Annotated in this window: 13 protein-coding genes; 12 read left to right on the forward strand and 1 reads right to left on the reverse strand. The window is 54.5% G+C overall.

Translation table 11 applies throughout. The features are described from left to right. Positions 1-152: 152 nt before the first annotated feature. Positions 153-410: a hypothetical protein gene (locus ACAW75_RS01785; protein WP_370726947.1), complete on the reverse strand. Its 258-nt coding sequence runs from the start codon at positions 408-410 to the stop codon at positions 153-155. Positions 411-508: 98 nt separating this feature from the next. Between ACAW75_RS01785 and ACAW75_RS01790 the strand changes: the two genes are divergently transcribed. From ACAW75_RS01790 to ACAW75_RS01845, 12 genes are all read left to right on the forward strand, one after another. Then, entirely contained in the window at positions 509-1,447 is a 939-nt protein-coding gene (locus ACAW75_RS01790) for a 3-oxoacyl-ACP synthase III family protein (RefSeq protein ID WP_370726948.1), read from the forward strand. A 168-nt stretch (positions 1,448-1,615) separates the two neighbouring features. Continuing rightward, complete coding sequence (locus ACAW75_RS01795) at positions 1,616-4,399, forward strand: substrate-binding domain-containing protein (protein ID WP_370726949.1); 2,784 nt, start codon at positions 1,616-1,618, stop codon at positions 4,397-4,399. 131 nt (positions 4,400-4,530) lie between these two features. Beyond that, the gene (locus ACAW75_RS01800; protein WP_370726950.1) at positions 4,531-6,600 is read left to right on the forward strand and encodes a glycoside hydrolase family 97 protein; all 2,070 of its coding nucleotides are present in this window, start codon (positions 4,531-4,533) and stop codon (positions 6,598-6,600) included. 300 nt (positions 6,601-6,900) lie between these two features. After that, positions 6,901-8,241 (forward strand): sugar porter family MFS transporter, encoded by a 1,341-nt coding sequence (locus ACAW75_RS01805; protein ID WP_370726951.1) that lies wholly within the window; start codon positions 6,901-6,903, stop codon positions 8,239-8,241. 5 nt (positions 8,242-8,246) lie between these two features. After that, a complete protein-coding gene (locus ACAW75_RS01810) occupies positions 8,247-9,137 on the forward strand; it encodes a carbohydrate kinase family protein (RefSeq protein ID WP_370726952.1) in 891 nt (296 codons plus the stop codon). 341 nt (positions 9,138-9,478) lie between these two features. Then, on the forward strand, positions 9,479-10,990 hold the full coding sequence (locus tag ACAW75_RS01815) for a glycoside hydrolase family 32 protein (protein WP_370726953.1): 1,512 nt from the start codon (positions 9,479-9,481) through the stop codon (positions 10,988-10,990). 210 nt (positions 10,991-11,200) lie between these two features. Beyond that, the gene (locus ACAW75_RS01820) at positions 11,201-11,965 is read left to right on the forward strand and encodes a cupin domain-containing protein (RefSeq protein WP_370726954.1); all 765 of its coding nucleotides are present in this window, start codon (positions 11,201-11,203) and stop codon (positions 11,963-11,965) included. A gap of 19 nt (positions 11,966-11,984) precedes the next feature. Further along, positions 11,985-12,602, forward strand: coding sequence for an RNA polymerase sigma factor (locus tag ACAW75_RS01825; protein WP_370726955.1), 618 nt, complete (start codon positions 11,985-11,987; stop codon positions 12,600-12,602). Positions 12,603-12,666: 64 nt separating this feature from the next. After that, positions 12,667-13,752: a FecR family protein gene (locus ACAW75_RS01830; RefSeq protein WP_370726956.1), complete on the forward strand. Its 1,086-nt coding sequence runs from the start codon at positions 12,667-12,669 to the stop codon at positions 13,750-13,752. Between the two features lie 113 nt (positions 13,753-13,865). Further along, the gene (locus tag ACAW75_RS01835) at positions 13,866-17,258 is read left to right on the forward strand and encodes a SusC/RagA family TonB-linked outer membrane protein (protein ID WP_370726957.1); all 3,393 of its coding nucleotides are present in this window, start codon (positions 13,866-13,868) and stop codon (positions 17,256-17,258) included. A gap of 20 nt (positions 17,259-17,278) precedes the next feature. Further along, the gene (locus ACAW75_RS01840) at positions 17,279-18,898 is read left to right on the forward strand and encodes a RagB/SusD family nutrient uptake outer membrane protein (RefSeq protein ID WP_370726958.1); all 1,620 of its coding nucleotides are present in this window, start codon (positions 17,279-17,281) and stop codon (positions 18,896-18,898) included. Positions 18,899-19,094: 196 nt separating this feature from the next. After that, entirely contained in the window at positions 19,095-20,864 is a 1,770-nt protein-coding gene (locus tag ACAW75_RS01845; protein WP_370726959.1) for a hypothetical protein, read from the forward strand. Positions 20,865-20,980 lie beyond the last annotated feature (116 nt).

Genomic DNA, 20,980 nt, shown 5'->3' on the forward strand with positions numbered 1-20,980 from the left:
CCCGTACAGGCGAAATCGGGCGGTTGTATAGGGCACGAACGTAGCGGCCGTGGCGATAAGGCTACACCACCCGGTATGCTCCGGCCATTGCCGGGCCAACAACGGCACAGATGTATCCGTAGCCAATCTGCATAAACAGGTACGTCGTACGTTTATGAACTGGCGTTACCCGGGGAGGCGATCCGTTTGTTGTGGGTTGGCAAGAGATCGAAATGAGTAATTTCGGTCGTATCGACCAGGAAATTGCCGGATGTGTTCCGGTTAGCGGCCATTGAAAAATAGCCCCCCGCTATGGCGCCGCCTGATGCGATCCGGTACGAAACAACCAGCAGGCCCCCGCCAGAGCAATGGCTAACAAACTGCTCGTCAGGAGGCCATTCAGTCGAATACCGTGTATTTTTCTTAGTCATTGTTGTATTAAATCTATTATACCTACCACGTCTTCCAGGAAGATTTTAACTTTCGGGATATTTTCAGTTGTTCTCTTCGAAGCCAAGTTAACCGGCACATGTTTATTCACGCAGTCAGTCACTATCTGCCCGAGCAAATAGTGGGCAATGACCATTTTACACAGCTCAACGGCCTATCCGACGAGTGGATCACTACCCGGACCGGAATTAGTGAACGGCGTAAGGCCAGCCCCGATGAGAATACGAACACCATGTCGATCGAAGTCGTGTCGCGCTTGCAGGCGAAGACCGATCTCTCAACCGTCGACCTGATTGTTGGCGCTACGTATACACCCCACGATACCATTGTGACGCTGGCTCACGCCATACAGCATCATCTGGGCATTGCTGACATTCCCACCGTGTCTGTTTCGTCGGCCTGTTCGTCGTTGCTCAACGCCATTGAGATTGTGGAGGGTTATTTTGCGTTGAACAAAGCCAGCCGGGCGCTGGTGGTCGTTTCGGAGCATAATACGGCCTACTATAACGAAGAAGATACCGTATCGGGTCACCTCTGGGGCGATGGTGCCGCCGCCTTGCTGATTACCAAAGAACGGCAGTCTGAGCAGGATTTCACCATCAAAGGCCTGTTGACCGGCGGCGCAGCCCATGCCGGTAAAGCCGTTGAAGCCGTGGTGTTGCAACCCCTGGTGAGAGGCGTTATTATGCCTTATGGCCGCGACGTGTTCCAGAACGCCTGTATCTATATGCCCAAGGCCAGCCTCCAGATTCTGGAGCGCCACAGCCTGACGGCCGCCGATGTTGATTATGTGTTGCCTCACCAGGCCAATTTGCGCATTAGCCGCAACGTGATGCAAACCCTGGGGCTTCCCGAAGAAAAACTGCTGTCCAACATCCAGTACCTTGGCAACACAGGCTGCGCCGGCTGTGCCATTGCCCTCTCCGAACACTGGGATTCCTTCAAAAAAGGCGAGCGCATTGTTGTCACAGTCTTCGGTGGCGGCTACTCCTACGGAGCCATGCTGGTGGAGGTGTAGCCTCCGGGTAATAAGTTGTTTCACCCGACGAAGCTTTACTACCTTCAGGGCAGTTCGCCGTTGCGGTTTTGGGCCTGGGGTAAAACGGGAAAATAAGCACCCTTAATTCTGCTCACGTATTTATTATAAATTATATTTAGACAATACAAGAACACGTCTTCCCCGTTCATGAATCGTCTACTCGCCAGGCTTATCCGATATAACGTAACGTACCTGCGCGAATTCATTAGCAAGAGGAATCACTTTTTTTGTTTATGTTGGCTGTTACTGGCTGGTTGCCAGCCAACTGACTCAGACAAGACCTTCCGAATCGGCTTTTCGCAACGCACCGAAGCCGACACCTGGCGCCAAACGATGCGCGCCGGCATGAATCGTGAACTCTCGTTCTACCCCGACGTCGACTTCATCGTTAAAGATGCTGGTGGCCAAAGTGAACGGCAGGTCACTCAAATTCAGGACCTTATTGATCAGAAAGTTGATTTACTGATCGTTTCGCCCAACGCGGCCCGGCCCATTACGCCCATTGTTGAAAAAGCGTATCAGCAGGGTATTCCGGTCATCATCCTCGACCGCCGGACCGATTCCGATCAGTACACGGCCTACGTTGGGGCCGACAATGTGGAGGTGGGCCGCACAGCCGGTCTGTATGCCAACCAGTTGCTCCGGGGAACGGGCCATGTGGTGGAAATTGGCGAGTCGCCGGGTTCTTCGGCCGACATTGACCGGCATCGCGGTTTTATGGAGGCGATCGGTGCGCATCCGGGCATTCAGTTGGTTACCAAGCTGGAGGGTGACTGGGACAAGCGCTCGTTTGCCGAAAAGTTAACCGGTCTACTACAGTCGACACCGACCATCCAGCTCATCTTCGCGCAGAATGACCGTACCGCCCTCAAAGCTTATAAGGTCTGTCAGCAGCTCGGGCTGGAGAAGCAGGTTAAACTAATTGGCGTTGATGGGCTTCCCGGTCAGCATGAAGGCATCGACCTGGTTGATCGGGGTGTTCTGAGCGCCACGGTACTGTACCCAACCGGCGGTAAAGAAGCCATTCGGGCGGCTATGGCCATTTTGCAGAAACAGCCATTCAAACGGGAGAACAAGCTGCCTATTACGCTCATCGATTCGGCCAATGTGCGCATCATGAAGCTGCAGAACGAAAAAGTAATAGAGCAGCAGGTCGACATTGAAAAGCAACAGCAGCGAATCGACGACCTGAACCAGATTTATAGCAGCCAGAAAAACGCGTTGTATTTCACCCTGGCCAGTCTGCTTGTGGTTATGTTGCTCGGTGGCTGGGCCTTATACCTGTACCGATCGAAACAGACCGCCTACCAGACGTTGGAACGGCAGAATCAGGAGATTCTGGACCAGAAAAACCAGATCGAAGTGGTGTCGGCACAAGCCCGGCTGGCTACTGAAGAAAAACTCAGGTTCTATTCCTACATCTCACACGAGTTCAACACCCCGCTGAGCCTGATCTTGACGCCCACGGAAGAACTGCTCCACAAAAAGACAGTCAGCCCTTACGACCTGAAAAGCAACCTGGTACTGGTGCAGAAAAACGCGTACCGCCTGCTTCGGCTGGTTGATCAGATGCTGGACCTACGCAAAACGGACGCCGGGAAACAGCGCCTGCATACGGCCGAGCAGGATCTGGTTGCCTTCATTCGGGATATTGTTCAGGATTTCCTGCCCAACGCAAAAAAACGCCGGATCGACCTGCAATTCATGCCAGCCCAGCCCGCGTTGCCCGCCTGGTTCGACAGTGAAAAACTGGACAAAGTCTTTGTCAATCTGCTGTCGAATGCCTTCAAATATACCCCCAGCGGCGGGCTGATTCATGTTCGGCTCCGTGTACTCGATGCACAGGTGCAGATTCAGGTAACAGACAATGGCGAAGGCATGACCACCGACGAGCAGGCCCACGCCTTCGACCTGTTCTTCAGCGGCAGCCGCCCATTCAATCTCTCGAAAGGGCTGGGGCTGGCTCTGTCGATGGAGTTTATTCAGCTGCATCAGGGCGAGATCAGCGTTCAGTCAGAGAAAGAACAGGGTACTACCTTCACGATGCTGCTGCCGCTGGGCAATCAGCACCTGTCGCCCAGCGAAATGACCGGCTTAACAACGCGCCAACAGCCGCTGATCGACCTGGACGATGACGATACCGACGAGGTAGCCCCCCAGTCGGCCAGGCAGCTGGGTACGTTGCTGGTCATTGAAGACAACGACGACCTGCGTGCTTTCCTGAGCACCCGGCTGAGCAACGAGTTTGAGATCATTGCCGAGGCATCGGCTGAAAAAGGCTGGGAACGTACCCTCGACGTCATTCCCGATCTCATCATCAGCGATATCATGCTCTCCGGCATGAGCGGCCTGCAACTGACCCAGCGCGTTAAGGCCGACCTGCGCACGTCGCACATCCCGGTAATTTTATTGACGGCCCAAGGGCAGATGGAGCAACGCATTGAAGGCACACGCGTCGGCGCCGACGCCTATATCACGAAGCCATTCAACACGCAATACCTGCTTGAGACGCTGCGCACAACCCTGGCAAACCGCGAAAAATGGCAACGCCGCTACGCCTCTGATTTCCTATCGCAGTCGGGCACGGGCGGAAACCGGCAGGACAAGAAATTTCTGAACGAGCTAACCGCGCTGATCGAGCAGAATCTGGGCGATTCGGGCTTCGGCGTCGAGAAACTAAGCCGTGATATGGGGCTGTCGCGGGTGCAGCTTTACCGCAAAGTGCAGGCCCTGCTCAACATGAACGTAATGGATTACCTGACCGAAGTGCGGCTGAAACGCGCCAAACACCTCCTTCGCGAAACCACCAAACCTATGGCCGAGATTGCCGACGAAACAGGCTTCAATTCAGCCGCTTACTTTACTACATTCTTTAAACAGCACACCCAGAAAACGCCATCCGAATACCGCAAATCGCCGGTGAAAGCGTAACCTATGTGCATGGGCTCACAGTGTCCATGTTGCGTGTGTTGCTGACGCGTGGCCCTTCGACTAGCGAAGCAGCACCCCCTCCAAGCCACAGCGCATTAATACTTTACCCAATTACTTACCTATCTAAACCTATGAAACCGTTCATTTTCCTTGCCTTCTGGCTGTGCTGGCAAAGCCTGGCGGCCCAGTCTGTACTCACCATTTCCTCACCCGATCAGTCAGTCCTGTTAGCAGTCAGCCGGGCGGCAGCTGGCAACGTGACGTATCGTATTTCGTATAAAGGCAAAAAAGTCATTGAGCCCTCGACGTTGGGGCTTTCCCTCAGCAAGCCCCAGGTATCGCTGAGGCGGTTCACCATCGCGGCCGTTGATTCGGCGACTATCGACGACACCTGGAAGCCCGTTTGGGGCGAAGCCAGCCAGATCAGAAATCACTGCAAGGAGTTGCTGGTAACACTAGCCGAGCAGTCGGGGTCGGGAATTCGTATGCAGGTACGTTTCCGGGTATTCAACGACGGCGTGGGCTTCCGCTACGAGTTTCCGCAGCAACCAGCGCTTACGCACTTTGTGGTAGCCGACGAACTGACCCAGTTCGCCCTGTCGGCCGATCATCAGACGTTCTGGATGCCGGGCGATTATGACTCGAACGAATACCTGTATAACACGACCAAACTGAGCCAGGTGGCGGCGTTGGCCGCCATTAAACGGGAGAAAGACATCGCACTCCAGTCGGTTATCGGCGATCATGCCATTCAAACGCCGCTGCTGTTCAAAACGGCCAATGGCCTGTATATCAGCCTGTATGAAGCTGCCGTGCTGAATTACCCCATCATGCACTTGCAGCTCAATAAAAAGACGCTGACGTTACAGGCACAACTGACGCCCGACGCCGTTGGGAACAAAGCCTACCTGCAAACCCCCGCAAAAACGCCCTGGCGAACGATCATTGTCAGCGATAAGGCTACCGATATTGTGGCGTCGAAGCTGATTCTGAACCTGAACGAACCCTCGGTCATTGCCGATCCGTCGTGGATAAAACCCCAGAAATTCATGGGCGTCTGGTGGGAAATGCACATTGGCAAAGGCAACTGGGCGAAAGCCCTCGGAAAGCATGCCGCCAATACGCAGAATGTGAAAAAATACATCGACTTCGCGGCGAAAAACGGATTCGATGGCCTGTTGGTGGAGGGCTGGAACGAAGGTTGGGAAGACTGGTTCGGCAACTGGAAAGAGGAGGTCTTCGACTTCGTGACGCCCTACTCCGACTATAACATTGACTCACTGACGGCCTACGCGCAGAAAAAAGGAATCAGACTGATCATGCACCACGAAACGTCGGGCTCGGTCACGAACTACGAACGCCGGATGGATGCGGCTTTTCAGTACATGGTTGATAAGGGAATCAATACCGTGAAGACCGGGTATGTTGGTCGAATCATTCCGCGTGGCGAACACCACGACAGCCAATGGATGGTGAATCATTACCAGCGGGTGGCCGAAAAAGCCGCGACATACAAGCTCATGGTCGATTCGCACGAGTCGGCGCACCCAACCGGACTGCACCGGACGTACCCAAACTGGATGGCCAGCGAAGCCGCGCGGGGTAGCGAGTTCAACAATGCGCCTACGCTGGGGATCACGCCCGAACACACCACTATTCTACCGTTCACCCGGATGCTCGGCGGACCAATGGATTTTACACCGGGCCTTTTCCGGTTCCAGCTCAACCAGTTCGAGCCAGCCCGTACGCAACGGGTCAGAACTACACTGGCCAAACAACTGGCGCTGTACATCACGCTCTACAGCCCACTGCAAATGGTGGCTGATTTGCCGGAAAATTACGAAAAGCACCTCGACGCCTTCCAGTTCATCCGCGACGTACCGGTGGATTGGGACGACAGCAACGTACTGGCTGCCGAACCCGGCGACTACCTGATGATTGCCCGTAAAACCAAAGGCAAAGACAGCTGGTTTGTCGGCGCCATCACCGACGAAAACAGCCGGACCCTCCCGCTGGCGCTGAATTTTCTGGACCCCGGCAAAACCTACGAAGCCACCATCTACCGCGACGCCGACAACGCCGACTGGCAAACAAACCCGGAAGCGTACACGATCGAAAAGAAGCGCGTCACCAGCCAAACGAAACTCAACCTGCGTCTGGCCAACGGCGGCGGTTTCGCCATTCAGCTAACGAAGCTGTAAGGTAATCCAGGGCTTCGCGTTGTAGTTGCTTCGCGAGCGGGGTCGAAGGGCCTAGCTCGCGAAGCAACTACACTAAAGTGAGCAGCCTATCCAGCCTGCAACGTGCAACAAAATCAGAAAATGGCGTGTCAAAACCGAAAAACCGCCTTGCTGTCGATACAAACAACTAGTTCACTGTCAATAGCTTAACTACATAGCTTTCCATTGAAATAAATTGAACGATTACTGAAAGAGCGCCCGGTGTACCTACGCTAGTTTTGATTCACAAACAAAGTCCACTACGGACAGTTTGCGTCAATCATGGGTCAGAAACAACGCATTTTCTTCTGGTCGATCACGGCCGCTTTGGGGGGCTTCCTCTTTGGCTTCGATACGGCTGTTATCTCTGGCGTCGAGCAGTCGTTGCAATCGCTCTGGCACCTGACTGTATGGGAGCACGGCCTGACGGTTTCCATTGCGTTGATCGGCACGGTGATTGGTTCCATGACGGGTGGGATTCCCGCCGAATCGCTGGGTCGTAAGAAAACATTGTTCTGGATCGCCGTTCTCTACCTGCTGGCTTCGCTCGGCACGGCGCTGGCTCCCAACTGGTCAATCTTCCTCCTCTTCCGTTTCCTGGGTGGTTTGGGCGTTGGGGCTTCGTCGGTAGCGGCGCCCATGTACATCACCGAAATTTCGCCCGCCAAGTCGCGCGGCAGACTGGTGGGTATGTTCCAGTTCAATGTGGTGCTGGGCATCCTGGTCGCTTATCTGTCTAACTATCTACTGTCAGACGTAGGCAGCGAACCCTGGCGGTGGATGCTGGGCATACAGGCCCTGCCCTCGCTGATTTTCCTGATCACGGTACTGAACATTCCCGAAAGTCCACGCTGGCTGTTGCTCAGAAAAGGGCAGCGGTCTGGCGATCCGGTTGAAGAAGCCCGTCAGGTACTCGACCTGATTGACCCCGACACGGCAAAAGACACCCTGCTGGCGATCCAGCAGAGTCATACCGAACCCTCGGCCTCGACCCGTTTGTTCTCAGGCAATTATAAAACACCGATCATGCTGGCCGTGCTATTCGCGGTCTTCAACCAGGTGTCGGGTATCAACGCCATCATCTATTACGCGCCCCGTATTTTTGAGATGACGGGGCTGGGCAAAAGCTCCTCGCTGCTGTCATCGGCAGGCATTGGGCTGATCAACCTGATCTTCACCCTGATTTCGATGAACCTGATCGACCGCTACGGTCGCCGAACGCTGATGAAAATTGGCTCGGTGGGCCTGATCATCACCCTGGGGCTGGTAGCGCGGGCTTTCTATACCGAAGAGTTCAGCGGCATGACCGTTCCCTTCCTGCTGTTTGGCTACATCGCTTTCTTTGGTTTTTCGCAGGGAGCCGTTATCTGGGTGTTCATCTCCGAGATCTTCCCGAACGAGGTGCGGGCCAGTGGTCAGGCACTCGGCAGCTTTACGCACTGGATCATGGCGGCGATCATCACCTTCACGTTTCCGTACTTATCTGAAAAGGTAGGCGGTGGCAACACCTTTCTGTTTTTCACTGTCATGATGGTATTGCAACTGGTCTTTGTGTTGCGCATCATGCCCGAAACGAAAGGAACCAGCCTGGAAAAGATTGAACGTACTGTTTTTGCGCACTGATAGTCATGAAGAAAATCACCTGTTTCGGCGAAATCCTGTGGGATGTGCTGCCCACCAGCAAGCAGCCCGGTGGCGCACCCATGAACGTAGCCGCCGACCTCCGCAACTTCGGCCTGGATGCGCAACTGATCAGCGCCGTAGGCAACGATGCACTGGGGCGTGAACTGCTCGATTTCCTGGAACAAAAAAATATTCCTACCGGGCTGGTGCAGGTGAGCGATACGTACCCGACGGGCGTAGCACAGGCCAACGTGTCAGACAGTAGCGATGTGGTCTACACCATTGTGCAGCCTGTTGCCTGGGATTACATTCAACTGCAACCGGGCATGCTCGAAGCAGTTCAGCAAAGCGATCTGTTCATTTATGGTAGCCTGGCCGCCCGTAGTTCACGTACCTACGAAACGCTGCGCGAACTGCTGGACGTGGCCCCCCGGAAAATATTCGACGTGAACCTCCGAGCGCCGCACTATGACCGGGAAACAGTAGATGAGTTGATGCACCAGGCTGATATTGTCAAGCTGAACGAGCATGAAATACTGGAACTCTCCGACTGGTTTGGCCACGACCTGGACCTGCAACGGGCGATGCGGCAACTCCGCGACCGGTTCAATCTGGAGGCTCTCTGCGTAACGCTGGGCGACGACGGAGCCATTCTGCTCGACGAATCAGGCTTCACCCGGCAGGAAAGTTTCCCGATTGAGGTGGAGGATACCATCGGGTGTGGCGATGCGTTTCTGGCGGCCTACATCCATAAAACAGTACAGGGCGAAAGGCCGCAGCAAACGCTTGCGTTTGCCTGCGCGGCGGGGGCTTACGTGGGTACGCAACCCGGCGCAACCCCGTCATTCACTGAACAAACAATCCTTAGTCAATACAACATGGCCAGTGCTGCCTGATCAGACCCTTCAGTTGTTTATTAGTAACCTATGATGAAGTAGTTGGAAGAGTGAGAACGTGGACTGCACAAGGTCCACGTTTCTTTTTGGAACGGTTTTACCCCCCCCTAAAGGGGGCTACTGCGCTGCTCTCTTGTTGTCGCTTGCCTGTGGCGAGTGACCCGTATCGATAGGGCCTCTGGCCCGGGCGTTAAACTTCACCAGTTTTCAGCATATGCTCGTTTCAGCAGCTACCACCGGGCCAGAGGCCCTATCGATACGGGTCACTCGCCACAGGCAAGCGACAACGAGCAATTAATGTCAAAAAACCTCACACTATTTCATCCAACACCCAACCCGACATGAAGAACGTACTCACCCTCATTGCTCTTCTCGCCACCCTCAGTCACACAGCGCTGGGGCAGGCAAAGGCCGGTGCTGAACCCCACCGGCCCCAGTTCCACTTTGCGCCGAAAGCGCACTGGATGAACGACCCAAACGGGATGGTTTACCTGAACGGGACATACCATCTGTTTTTCCAGTATTACCCCGACGCCACCGTTTGGGGCCCCATGCACTGGGGGCATGCTACCAGCAAAGACATGCTTCACTGGCAGGAACAACCCATCGCCCTGTACCCCGATAGCCTCGGCTGGATTTTCTCGGGTAGTGCCGTAGTGGATGTCAACAACACGAGTGGCTTCGGGAAGGACGGAAAAACGCCGTTGGTCGCCATTTTCACGCACCATAATGACAAGCTGGAAAAGGCAAAGTCGGACAAGTTTCAGTACCAGAGCCTGGCCTATAGCCTCGACGAGGGCAAAACGTGGACGAAATACGTCGGAAACCCGGTACTGCCTAACCCCGGCATCACCGATTTTCGTGACCCAAAAGTGCGCTGGTACGAACCGCAGAAGAAGTGGATCATGACCCTGGCGACGAAAGACCGGATCACGTTCTATTCATCACCGAACCTGAAGAACTGGACGCGTGAAAGTGAGTTTGGCAACGAAGTGGGGGCACACGGCGGCGTGTGGGAATGCCCGGATTTGCTGCCCATGACCCATAACGGCAGGCAGGCGTGGGTGTTGCTGGTCAGCATCAATCCCGGCGGTCCAAACGGCGGGTCGGCCACGCAATATTTCGTGGGCGATTTCGACGGTAAAACCTTCAGACCGTATTCTACCAAAACGAAATGGATGGACTACGGCACCGATAATTATGCGGGTGTCACGTTTTCAAACACGGGTAACCGGACCATCCTGATGGGCTGGATGAGCAACTGGCAGTACGCCCGCGACGTACCTACCGATCCCTGGCGCAGCGCCAATACCGTTCCGCGCGACTTGGCGTTGAGAGCCGTGGACAAGGAGTTGTATTTGACCTCGATGCCCATAAAAGAGCTGGACCAGCTAAACGGCAAAACAGTCTCGCTGAGCAACGTACCTGTGAAGGGCCAGTTCGACGTATCAGCCAAAACCGGCCAGAAGTCAGCGCTGTTCAAACTCACTCTTTCTGTTCCAGCGGCCAATGATTTCAGCGTTGTGCTCGCTAATGAACAGGGAAATGAACTGGTGATCGGCTACGAAAAAAGCACCAATTCCTACTACGTCGACCGGTCGAAAGCGGGGAAAACGGATTTCGAGAAGGGGTTTGGCAAACGCCATAGCGCTCCACGCATTTCGACAGACTACAACCTATCGTTTACCCTGCTGGCCGATCTGGCCTCCGTCGAACTGTTTGCCGATGGTGGACTTACGGTCATGACGGATATCTTCTTTCCTGAAAAACCGCTGAATAAGCTGTTTATTAAATCAGCGAAGGGCATTTCTATATCGGCTCTATATACACCACTGACGAAGGCGGTGCAGTAAGGGGTAGTAGTACCTTTTCAATTTAATCCGTAAACGATGTATAACCGCGCTTTTGTCATCCCTCCTGGCGTCGGGATGACAAAAGCATGGCACATTAAGGTTTAGAAATGAACGTAACAGACCACTAACAACAACGCACAGATCCCTAACCATTAGATTCACAGACGCTACCTGCTTTGACTGGCATACTGCTCTGTGAATCTACTTTTTATGACCCGACTCTTCGTTGCGCTCCTTTTCCTGCTACCGGCTATCCCGCTGCTGGCCCAGCCAATTGTGTCTACCGTATATGCCTGGAAAGACGCCCCTGTAGTGAAGAAACCGGGTACTGAGCAGCGGAAACTGCTGGAAGGCAGCGCCACGGACTTCAAGCATATCGAAGTGCATACTACAACCGTGGCCGCGCATCAGGCACCACACCCGGCGCACAAGCACGATGATGAAGAACTGATCATCATTAAAGAGGGTGAACTGACCGTCACGATTGCCGGCAAAACCGCGACCCTTGGCCCCAACAGCGTTGCCCTGATCATGCCGGGCGATGAACATGGGTTCGAGAACAAAGGCAACGTACCTGCCACCTATTACGTGATGCGCTACGCATCGAAAGAGCCGGTTGATTCGACGCGGGGCCAGAAAGCGGGCGGCTCACTGATGATCGACTGGAAAGAGGTGCCGTTTCAGCCGCACGACAAAGGAGGCATTCGCCGTATGTTCGACCGGGCTACGGCGATGACCAAACGGTTCGAAATGCACGTAACTACGCTAAATAGCGGCCTGGCCAGTCACCCGCCGCATACGCACCGCGCCGCCGAAATGTTGATCATGGTCAACAACTCGGCCGAATCGAGCGTATATGGTAAACTGATTCCCAACAACACGGGCGATCTGACGTACCTGGAGTCGAACGTGCCGCACAACATCACCAACAACACCCAGAAACCCTGTACGTACTTTGCCTTTCAGTTTGAGTAATGTCGTTTAGCACCCACCTATGGCAATACGCACAAATCCATATCCTGTCCATATCGATATTCAACTCTGGCAACAGTTGAAGGACGGTAGCGAATTGGCTTTTGGCAAACTACTGACGCGCTATTTCAATCCGTTGCAGCACTACGGCTATAAATTCGTGCAGGACGAGGCCTTCGTTAAAGACTGTGTACAGGAGGTCTTCATCGAAATCTGGAACCGCCGCGACCGCATCAGTACGCCCGATAGCGTGCGGGCCTACCTGTTGAGCTGCGTTCGGAAACGGGTCGTGCGGGAAGGCTATCGGCAACGGATTTTAAAAGACGATGACTCCGTAAATCTGGAAACGGATGGCAGCTTCGTTGAGTTTTCGCCCGAATGGTCGCTGATCGAACAGGAAAGCCTGGCCGAAACGACCCACCGCATTGCCGATGCCCTGAACAAGCTTCCCAAACGGCAGCGGGAAGTGATCTACCTGCGCTTTTATCAAAACCTGGAGCGCGATGAAATTGCAGCCATTATGGACGTCAATCCGCAATCGGTATCGAATTTGATGCAGGTTGCCTTTAAAAGTTTCCGGGAAAACTGGACTACCATGATCCTGTTGATGGCCGTGGCTGGTCTATCTTTTTCTAATTAATACCTGAAAACAAGTATGTAAGCCGCTTTTTGGCTATCTATTAGTAACCTGACAGATACACCGCATGAATCCCGATTACCAGAAATTTAGTGTTGACGACTTTGCCCGGGACGATCACTTTCGGCAATGGGTCATTCATCGGGATCCGCAGAGTGAATCGTTCTGGCTGCGCTGGATGGCCGATAACCCCGATCTGGCCGGTAAGGTGCAAGTAGCCCGGTCCTTTCTGTATGCACTCGAAGAAAAAAACACGGATCTGTCTGAGGAGGAACTGACCCATCTGACAACCACGATCATTCAGCAGGGGAAGCACCGGGTACGTTCGCTTTGGCCAACTCGCCTGTTTGCCGTGGCCGCCTCTGTCGCGCTGATGCTCGGCCTCGGTTACCTCTTCCTGACCGATCAGCCCGCCTCTGAAACGCAGGCCAGGCTGGCCGAAATCAGCCCGGTGCTGGCCGTCGACTACCAGGAACTAACCAACAGCGGCAAAGCGCCGCAAGCGCTGGCGCTTCAGGATGGGAGCCTCATTACGCTGTATCCGGGCGGCACCATTCGGTATCCCAGGCAGTTTACACCTACTCTGCGCGAAGTGTACTTGACCGGAAAGGCCTTTTTCAACATCACCAAAAATCCCAAACGTCCCTTCTGGGTGCACGCCGACCGGATTTCGACGCAGGTGCTGGGTACGTCGTTTCTGATCAATGCGGTAGGTAAAAACGCTAGTGTAGAAGTGCGCTCGGGTCGCGTGTCGGTGTATACCCGGAACGATATTCGGCAGGCGCGTCAGTTCCAGAAAAATGAATCGGCAGGTGTAGTGCTGACGGCCAATCAGCAGGTAGCCTTTATCGAAGACGGTGACCGGCTGGTAAAGTCGGTGGTACAACAGCCCCTTATTCTTCAGGCTATCGAAAGTAACGCTTACGTTTTCGACGAAGCACCTATCGCTCAGGTATTTAAGCAACTCGAAAATACCTATGGCCTCACGGTGATGTACGATCCGCTGACGGTTAAAAACTGTTTTATTACGGCCAACCTCTCCGGCGAATCCTTATTTGAGAAGTTAAATCTTGTCTGCCGGATCTCGCGATCGACCTACGAAATCGTTGACGGGCAGATCATTATCCATAGCCTTGGATGTGATAATAAGTAGGTATATTTGGGTGTAGCCGCTAGATATTGAAAAGAATTTATAAAAATAATTACAAACTATACAGTATCTGACTAGCGCCCGTGCTATCCGTGAGTAACTAACAAGTTAACCTCATGGATAAACTCTATAGTAAATTCCCGTCCCTGTTTCGCCTCATGAGACTATCGGTTTCACAACTCCTGATCGCTAGTTTATTCGTGAGCACCAGTCTGGCTCACGTGGCGCATGGTCAGGAGGTACTCGATCAGCAAGTGCTGATCAAGGCCAGCAACACAAGCCTGAAAAGCGTGCTGGCTCAGCTGGAACGCACTACCAGCGTCAGGTTCATCTATAACCCCAAAGAAATTCAGGCTGACCAGCGCGTAGCGCTGGCTTCGCGCTCGGCTACTTTGAAAGTGCTGCTGGGCGAATTGCTGACGCCACTGCGCATCAGCTACGAACTATCGGGCAAGCAAATTGCGCTGTTCAAAAACCCAGCGACCAGTAGCACAGGCGAAGGGGATGGTGGCGCACAGGCAACCGTGAATCAGCTGGAAACAAAGGCGGTTGCAGACCGGGCCATTGCCGGTCGGGTTACTGACGGGGCCAATGGAAGCGGCTTACCCGGCGTCAGCGTTGTGCTGAAAGGAACCCGTCTGGGCACCATTACCGACGGAGACGGGAAATACCGTTTAACGGTTCCTGAGCAGTATGACAACGCCAGCACGACACTCGTTCTATCGTTTATTGGCTACGCAACACAGGAAATTGCCGTGGGCAGTCGCACCACCATTGATGTGGTGCTGGGTGCCGACAACCGGCAGCTGAACGAAGTGGTGGTGGTAGGTTACGGCACGCAGTCGCGAAAGAACCTGACCAGCGCCGTGAGCACCATTAAGCCCGACGAACTGAACCGGGGGGCCATCAGCGACGTGGGGCAACTATTGCAGGGAAAAGTGCCGGGCCTGAACATTTCAGCTAACGGCGACCCCAATGCGCCGGCCGCCGTGATCCTGCGCGGAGCCTCGACCATCAACAGCTCGCAGGGGCCATTCTACGTGATCGATGGCGTACCCGGTGCCGACATTTCGATCATTGCTCCCGACGATATTGCCTCGATCGACGTGTTGAAAGACGCCGCCGCCACCGCCATTTATGGAAACCGGGCCGCCAACGGCGTGATCATGGTCACTACCAAACGCGGCAAAAAAGGGCAGGCCCAGATCACTTACAGTGGGTACGTTGGCCTGGAGAAAGTATCCAGCAAGCTGGCCATGATGGATGCCACGCAACTACGGGCGTTCCTGACGGCCAACGGACAGTCGTTCTCACCCAACGACGACAAGGGGGCCAATACCGACTGGCAGGCAGCCGTTCAGCGCAACACCGCCATTTCGCAGAACCACAACATCTCGATCAGCGGCGGTACCGACCACAGTACCTACAGCGCCAGCATCAACTACCTCGACAAGCAGGGTATTTTGCAGGGAAGCTCGCTGAACCGGGTTATTGCCCGGCTGGCCGTTGAGCAGATGGCCTTCAACGACAAAGTGAAGTTTGGTCTGAACATCACCAACTCGAACAGCAACGCCAACAATACGCCCCTGCGCAACAACGTGCTGTTGCAGATGGTGAACCACCTGCCCGTATCGCCGGTGACCAACGCAGACGGCAGTTATTTCGAGAATTTTCAGAACACGGGCTATTTCAACCCGGTGGCGATGATCAACTACGCCAAAGACAATACGAAGTACAATAACCTGGTCGGCTCGCTGTTTACGCAGGTGCAGTTGCCTTTTGGCTTGTCGTACGACATTAATTTGTCGTATCAGAATAACACCTCGCTGCATGGCGAATCATATGCCAGCTATTATACGCAATACAACAGCGCCAACTTTTACAACAACCCAGACCCGCCGCTCGTCCATAGCCTGCTGAACTTCGGCACCAACGGATCGGCCCTGCGTAATACCTACCAGACCACGCGCAAGGTGCTGGAAACGTTCTTCACCTGGAACAAGGAATTCGGCGACCATTCGATCAACGCCGTGCTGGGGTACTCGTGGCAGGGTAATGTCTCGGGTGATGGGTTCCAGACGTCGAGCACGAACTTCCCCGTTGATAACATTGGTTATAACAACTTTGCGCTGAGTAACCCTTATGCCGTTTCGTCGTACCGGATCAACTTCGGCCCTGATGGTATTTACCAGGAAACACGCCTGATCTCTGACTTCGCCCGGTTGAACTACAATTACAAGAACAGATACCTGGTGCAGGGTTCGCTCCGGCGCGATGGCAGCTCGGTCTTCGGCGAAAACAACCAGTGGGGTTACTTTCCGGCAGCGGGTGTAGCCTGGCGCATCGACCAGGAGAAGTTCATGCAGAACCAGAACCTGTTCAGCGATCTGAAATTCCGGGCCAGCTACGGCGTAACGGGCAACTCATCGGGGTTCAATGCCTATACGGCCCAGTTTATTTCGGGTAGCCTGGGTACGTATTACTACAACGGCGTACAAACAGCGGCTTACGGCCCAACGCAGGCCGCCAACCCGAACTTACAATGGGAGAAAACAGCCACGACCAACTTCGGCCTTGACTTCTCTGTCCTGAAAGGGAAAGTAAGTGGTACGCTGGAGTGGTACAACAAAGAGACCACCGGCATGATCTACGCCTATCGGGTTAACCCGGTGCTGGTGCCTGCCGGGAGCATCATTGCCAATGGCGGGAGCATGAGCAACAAAGGCGTTGAACTTAGCCTGAACGCTACCCCGGTGCAAACCGGCAAGTTCAGCTGGACAACGGGGCTTAATCTGGCGCATAACGAGAACAGGATCAACAGCCTCACCAACCCACTCTTCGTAGGCGGCGACTCCGTCAGGATCACGCAGCCCGAAGGCGCCGGACAAACGGGGAGCACCCTGCAAATTTTAAAAGCAGGCATGCCGTTGGGCCAGTTCTTCACGCTCGAGTATGCCGGCAAGAACGACAAAGGTGTTTCGCAGTACGTGAGCCGCAACGGTACGCTAACGACTACGCCCGTCATCGGTACCGACTACAAATACCTGGGTAGCCCACAACCCAAGCTGCTGGTTGGCTGGACGAATACGCTTCGGTATGGCAACCTTGATCTGAACGTCTTCTTCCGGGGCGTCTTTGGCAACAAAATTTTCAACGCTACCCGCGCCGACCTGTTTCGCCCCAGCACCGCCCAGTTCACCAACATCCTGGTCGACGTGGCCGATGAGAAAGCAACCGACGTGAATTCGTTCAAGTATTCAAGCCGCTACATTGAAGACGGCAGCTACATCCGGCTCGACAATGCCACGCTCGGCTACACGCTCAAAAATCTGGGCCAGTATATCCGAAATGTGCGCTTCTACACGTCGGTCAACAATGCATTTGTGATTACCAACTACAAGGGAATCGACCCGGAAGTCAATCAGGGTGGCCTTGCGCCGGGTGTTGACTCGAACAATTTCTACCCTAAAACCCGCACATTTCTGTTGGGTGTAAACGTGTCATTCTAACCCATTAGCCAGGAAAACCAATGAAAAAGCATCTCTCCTTCGGCACGTTACTGGTCTTGTTAACTTACCTGTTTTCGGCCTGCCACGACGTTAACGTACCCATTACTACTTCACTAACGCCCGACATTTTTCCGCAGAATACGTCGCAGTTCATTCAGGCGTCGGGGCCACCTTATGCCGCCCTGCGCGGTAACTTCTCGCTCGATTACTGGTTCATGCAGTCGCTGAGCAGCGATGAGGCCATTCTGCCCGCCCGGGGGGGCAACTGGTTCGATAACCAGAACTACCGGATGCTGCACTACCACAACTGGACCAAAGACCACGGCTGGACAAACAGCACCTGGAACTGGCTCTCGCTCGTGATTGGCACCACCAACCAGGCCATGTCTATCCTGAACACGACCATTCCCGCCGCTACGCCCGGCAAGCCCATGAACCTGGCTGAGTTGAAGATGGTGCGTGCGATGGCCTATTTCATGATGATGGACCTCTACGGCAACGTCCCCCTCGACACGGTCTACGGCGACTTCACGGCGCACCCGAACGTACCCAGGGCGCAGGTATTCAAGTTCATCGAGTCGGAAGTAAAATCGGCACTACCGAACCTGAGCCGGGCATCGGGCCAGGCTATTTATGGCCGGGCCAACAAATTCACGGGCTTTGCCCTGCTCGCCAAGATGTACCTGAACTCGGAATACTACACCGGCACCCAGCGCTACAGCGATGCCGTGGTGGCCTGCGACAGTGTGATCAACTCGGGTCTGTATTCGCTGGAACCCCGGTCAACGTACCTGCAAATGTTCTACCCGAACAACGGTCCGCAGATGAAGGAGTTCATCTTCGCCATTCCGTACGACCCCGCAGCGGGCGCCTTGCCGGGCACAAACAGCAACATGTATCACGCTCGTTACGATGTGCCGCGTTCGCACACGAAGCGGTTCAACCTGCCCTTTACACCCAGCGCTCCCGAAAGCACACTGCCCGAATATTACGTAAACTTCAAAGATCCGAACGACATTCGGAATGCACAGTGGCTCACCGGCCTTCAATTCCTGGCCGACGGCGTAACACCGCTCACGGTAACGACCACGAAAAAAGGGTACGACCAGACCTACACCGGATCGGATGGGGGCGCGGCCTACACGTATCAGGTTAACCTGACGCCCGACATCACGCTCCGGCAGGATGTAGCTACGTATGACTGCGGCAACGACGAAATTGCCTGGAATATGGGCTACCGGAACATCAAGTTTTTCCCCGATGCCTCGTCGACCTCACGCAACCAGAACAATGACGTACCTGTGTTCCGGTATTCAGACATTATTCTGATGAAAGCCGAAGCTATTCTTCGCGGTGGAGCCGCCACGCAGGGCCAAACGGCCTTGTCGCTGGTGAACCAACTGCGGGCTAACCGGACTACCTCACCCGCGTTGACGAGCGTAAATCTGGACGATCTTTACGCCGAACGATGCCGCGAGTTTGCCTGGGAAACCTGGCACCGTAACGATATGATCCGGTTTGGTAAGTTCGAGGGCAAATGGGGTTTCAAAACCGATGCCGACGTAAACAAGCGCATCTTCCCCATTCCAACCGGAGCCTTTACCGTAAACTCAGCCCTAACCCAGAACCCGGGTTATTAATCGTTGTCGCTTGCCTGTGGCGAGTGACCACTAGCAGTAGGGCCTCTGGCCCGTTGGTAACTAATGAACCAGTTGACGATCAACATTTGGTATCATTCAACCAACGGACCAGAGGCCCTACTGCTAGTGGTCACTCGCCACAGGCAAGCGACAACGGCACTCTAACAAGTCACCCACTCTCCCTACTCAACAACCCATGCCCCCACTCTCGAGAGCGCTCTTTCTCAAACAATGCATCGCTTACGGTACCCTCGTTGGCCTGGCCCCTTACACAGCTATTGCCGCTCCGGCACCAGACGATTTTTATAAACGAATCGTTGCCGCCAACAACAAAGAGGTTGGGAGGCTCCTTGATACCCTGAAGTCAGATATCACCGCAGTGAGGCGACGGCTGGGATTCGATATGGCCAATCTGGCGGCGGCGTACTGCGAACCAACGTCGGGCTATTATCAGCAAAACGAGCTGGTGCCTTATCTGGAGAAGATCGTCCGGGCATTGATGAAAGCGCAGCATGCCGACGGCACGCTCGACTTGGGTAATCTGGCCTCTCCACCCGACACTGCTTTTATTTTAGAGCCGCTCTGCGCTGGTGCCACCATCCTGAACACGACTACATCAGGTACGTTGGCCGGGGTGAAAAGCCTGCTGAAACAGTTCATCGTGAAAGCCGGCGAAGCCATGCGGACGGGCGGTGTTCATACGCCCAACCACCGCTGGGTCGTGTCGGGTGCCCTGGCAAAAATCAACGCCCTGTATCCCGACCCCAGGTACGTTAAGCGGATCGACGAGTGGCTGTCAGAAGGCGTTTACTGCGACCGGGAAGGCAATTACCTGGAGCAGAGCATGATTTACTCGGAGGTGGTCGACCGGTCGCTGATCACGATGGCCAGCCTGTTGAAACGGCCGGCCTTGCTGGAGCCGGTTCGGCGGAATCTGAATCTGGTCTACTACCAGACGGAGCCCAACGGCGACCTGGTGACGAACGCCTCGAGACGGCAGGATCAGTACCAGACCATCAACCTGCTGAACCACCACTACTTCCAGGATTATACCTTCATGGCCATTCATGACAAAAATCCTGAATTTGCGGCTATGGCGGAATTCATCAAAACAATGCCGGATTTTAATGAGCTGGTGCTTAAGGACCTGCTTCCTTACTATCTGGAAGAGCCCCTCTTTAAACAGGCCCCGCCTACGCCAAAGAGCCCGCCGGTTGTCTTCGAGAAATTTGTCCGGGCAACAAATCTGGTTCGCATCCGCCGCAACGATACGACCACCACCTTGTTTGGCGGCACTGACTTTCCGTTGATCATTGCTTCGGGCCGGGCCAATAGCCCCAACTTCTTCGCCTTCCGGAAAGGGGCGGCCATCCTGAACTACCTACGCCTGTCGACAGACTTTTTCAGCACCGGTTATTTCCACAGCGAAGGCATCACGAAGGTTGGGAACAAGTATGTGCTGCAACGCACCATCGAAGCGCCCTATTACCAGCCGTTGCCAGCCCAGTACAAAAAGGCCGACGGCAACTACAAGCACAGTCCAAGTACCGATGGCCGCTTCTGGAACAAGATGGATTTTGAGCACCGCCCCAAGAGCAACGTCAACAAGCTCGCGGTAACGGTTAGTGTGGAAGAAACGAACGGCACAAACACGCTGGCCTTCAACGTCACGGGTGTAACGGGCGTACACGTCACGCTGGAACTCTGCTTCAAAGAAGGCGGCCGGTTAACGGGCGTAAAAAAACTCGACGAAGGCACCGATAACTACGCCCTGGAAAGCGGCACCGGCAATTATAAGGTTGGCAACGACTCGATCAGCTTCGGACCAGGTACGTTCGACAATCCTAAGCTTACCGGCCTGGAAGGTGAACTGTACGCCACCCATTTCGGCACCCTCCGTACCCCCGGCCTGCACGTGTACCTGACCGGCCTGACGCCGTTTACGCACACGATCACGATTGGGTAACCGCGCTGTGTATTGCTTCTTGCTGGCGGGTTGCTTTCGCTGAGCCTATCGAAGGGCCCAGCGAAAGCAACCCGCCAGCAAGAAGCAACATTTTCAACGCATGTGAATCATATTCA

Origin of the sequence: Fibrella arboris, from assembly GCF_041321095.1 — a bacterium.
Taxonomy (GTDB): Bacteria; Bacteroidota; Bacteroidia; order Cytophagales; family Spirosomataceae; genus Fibrella; species Fibrella arboris.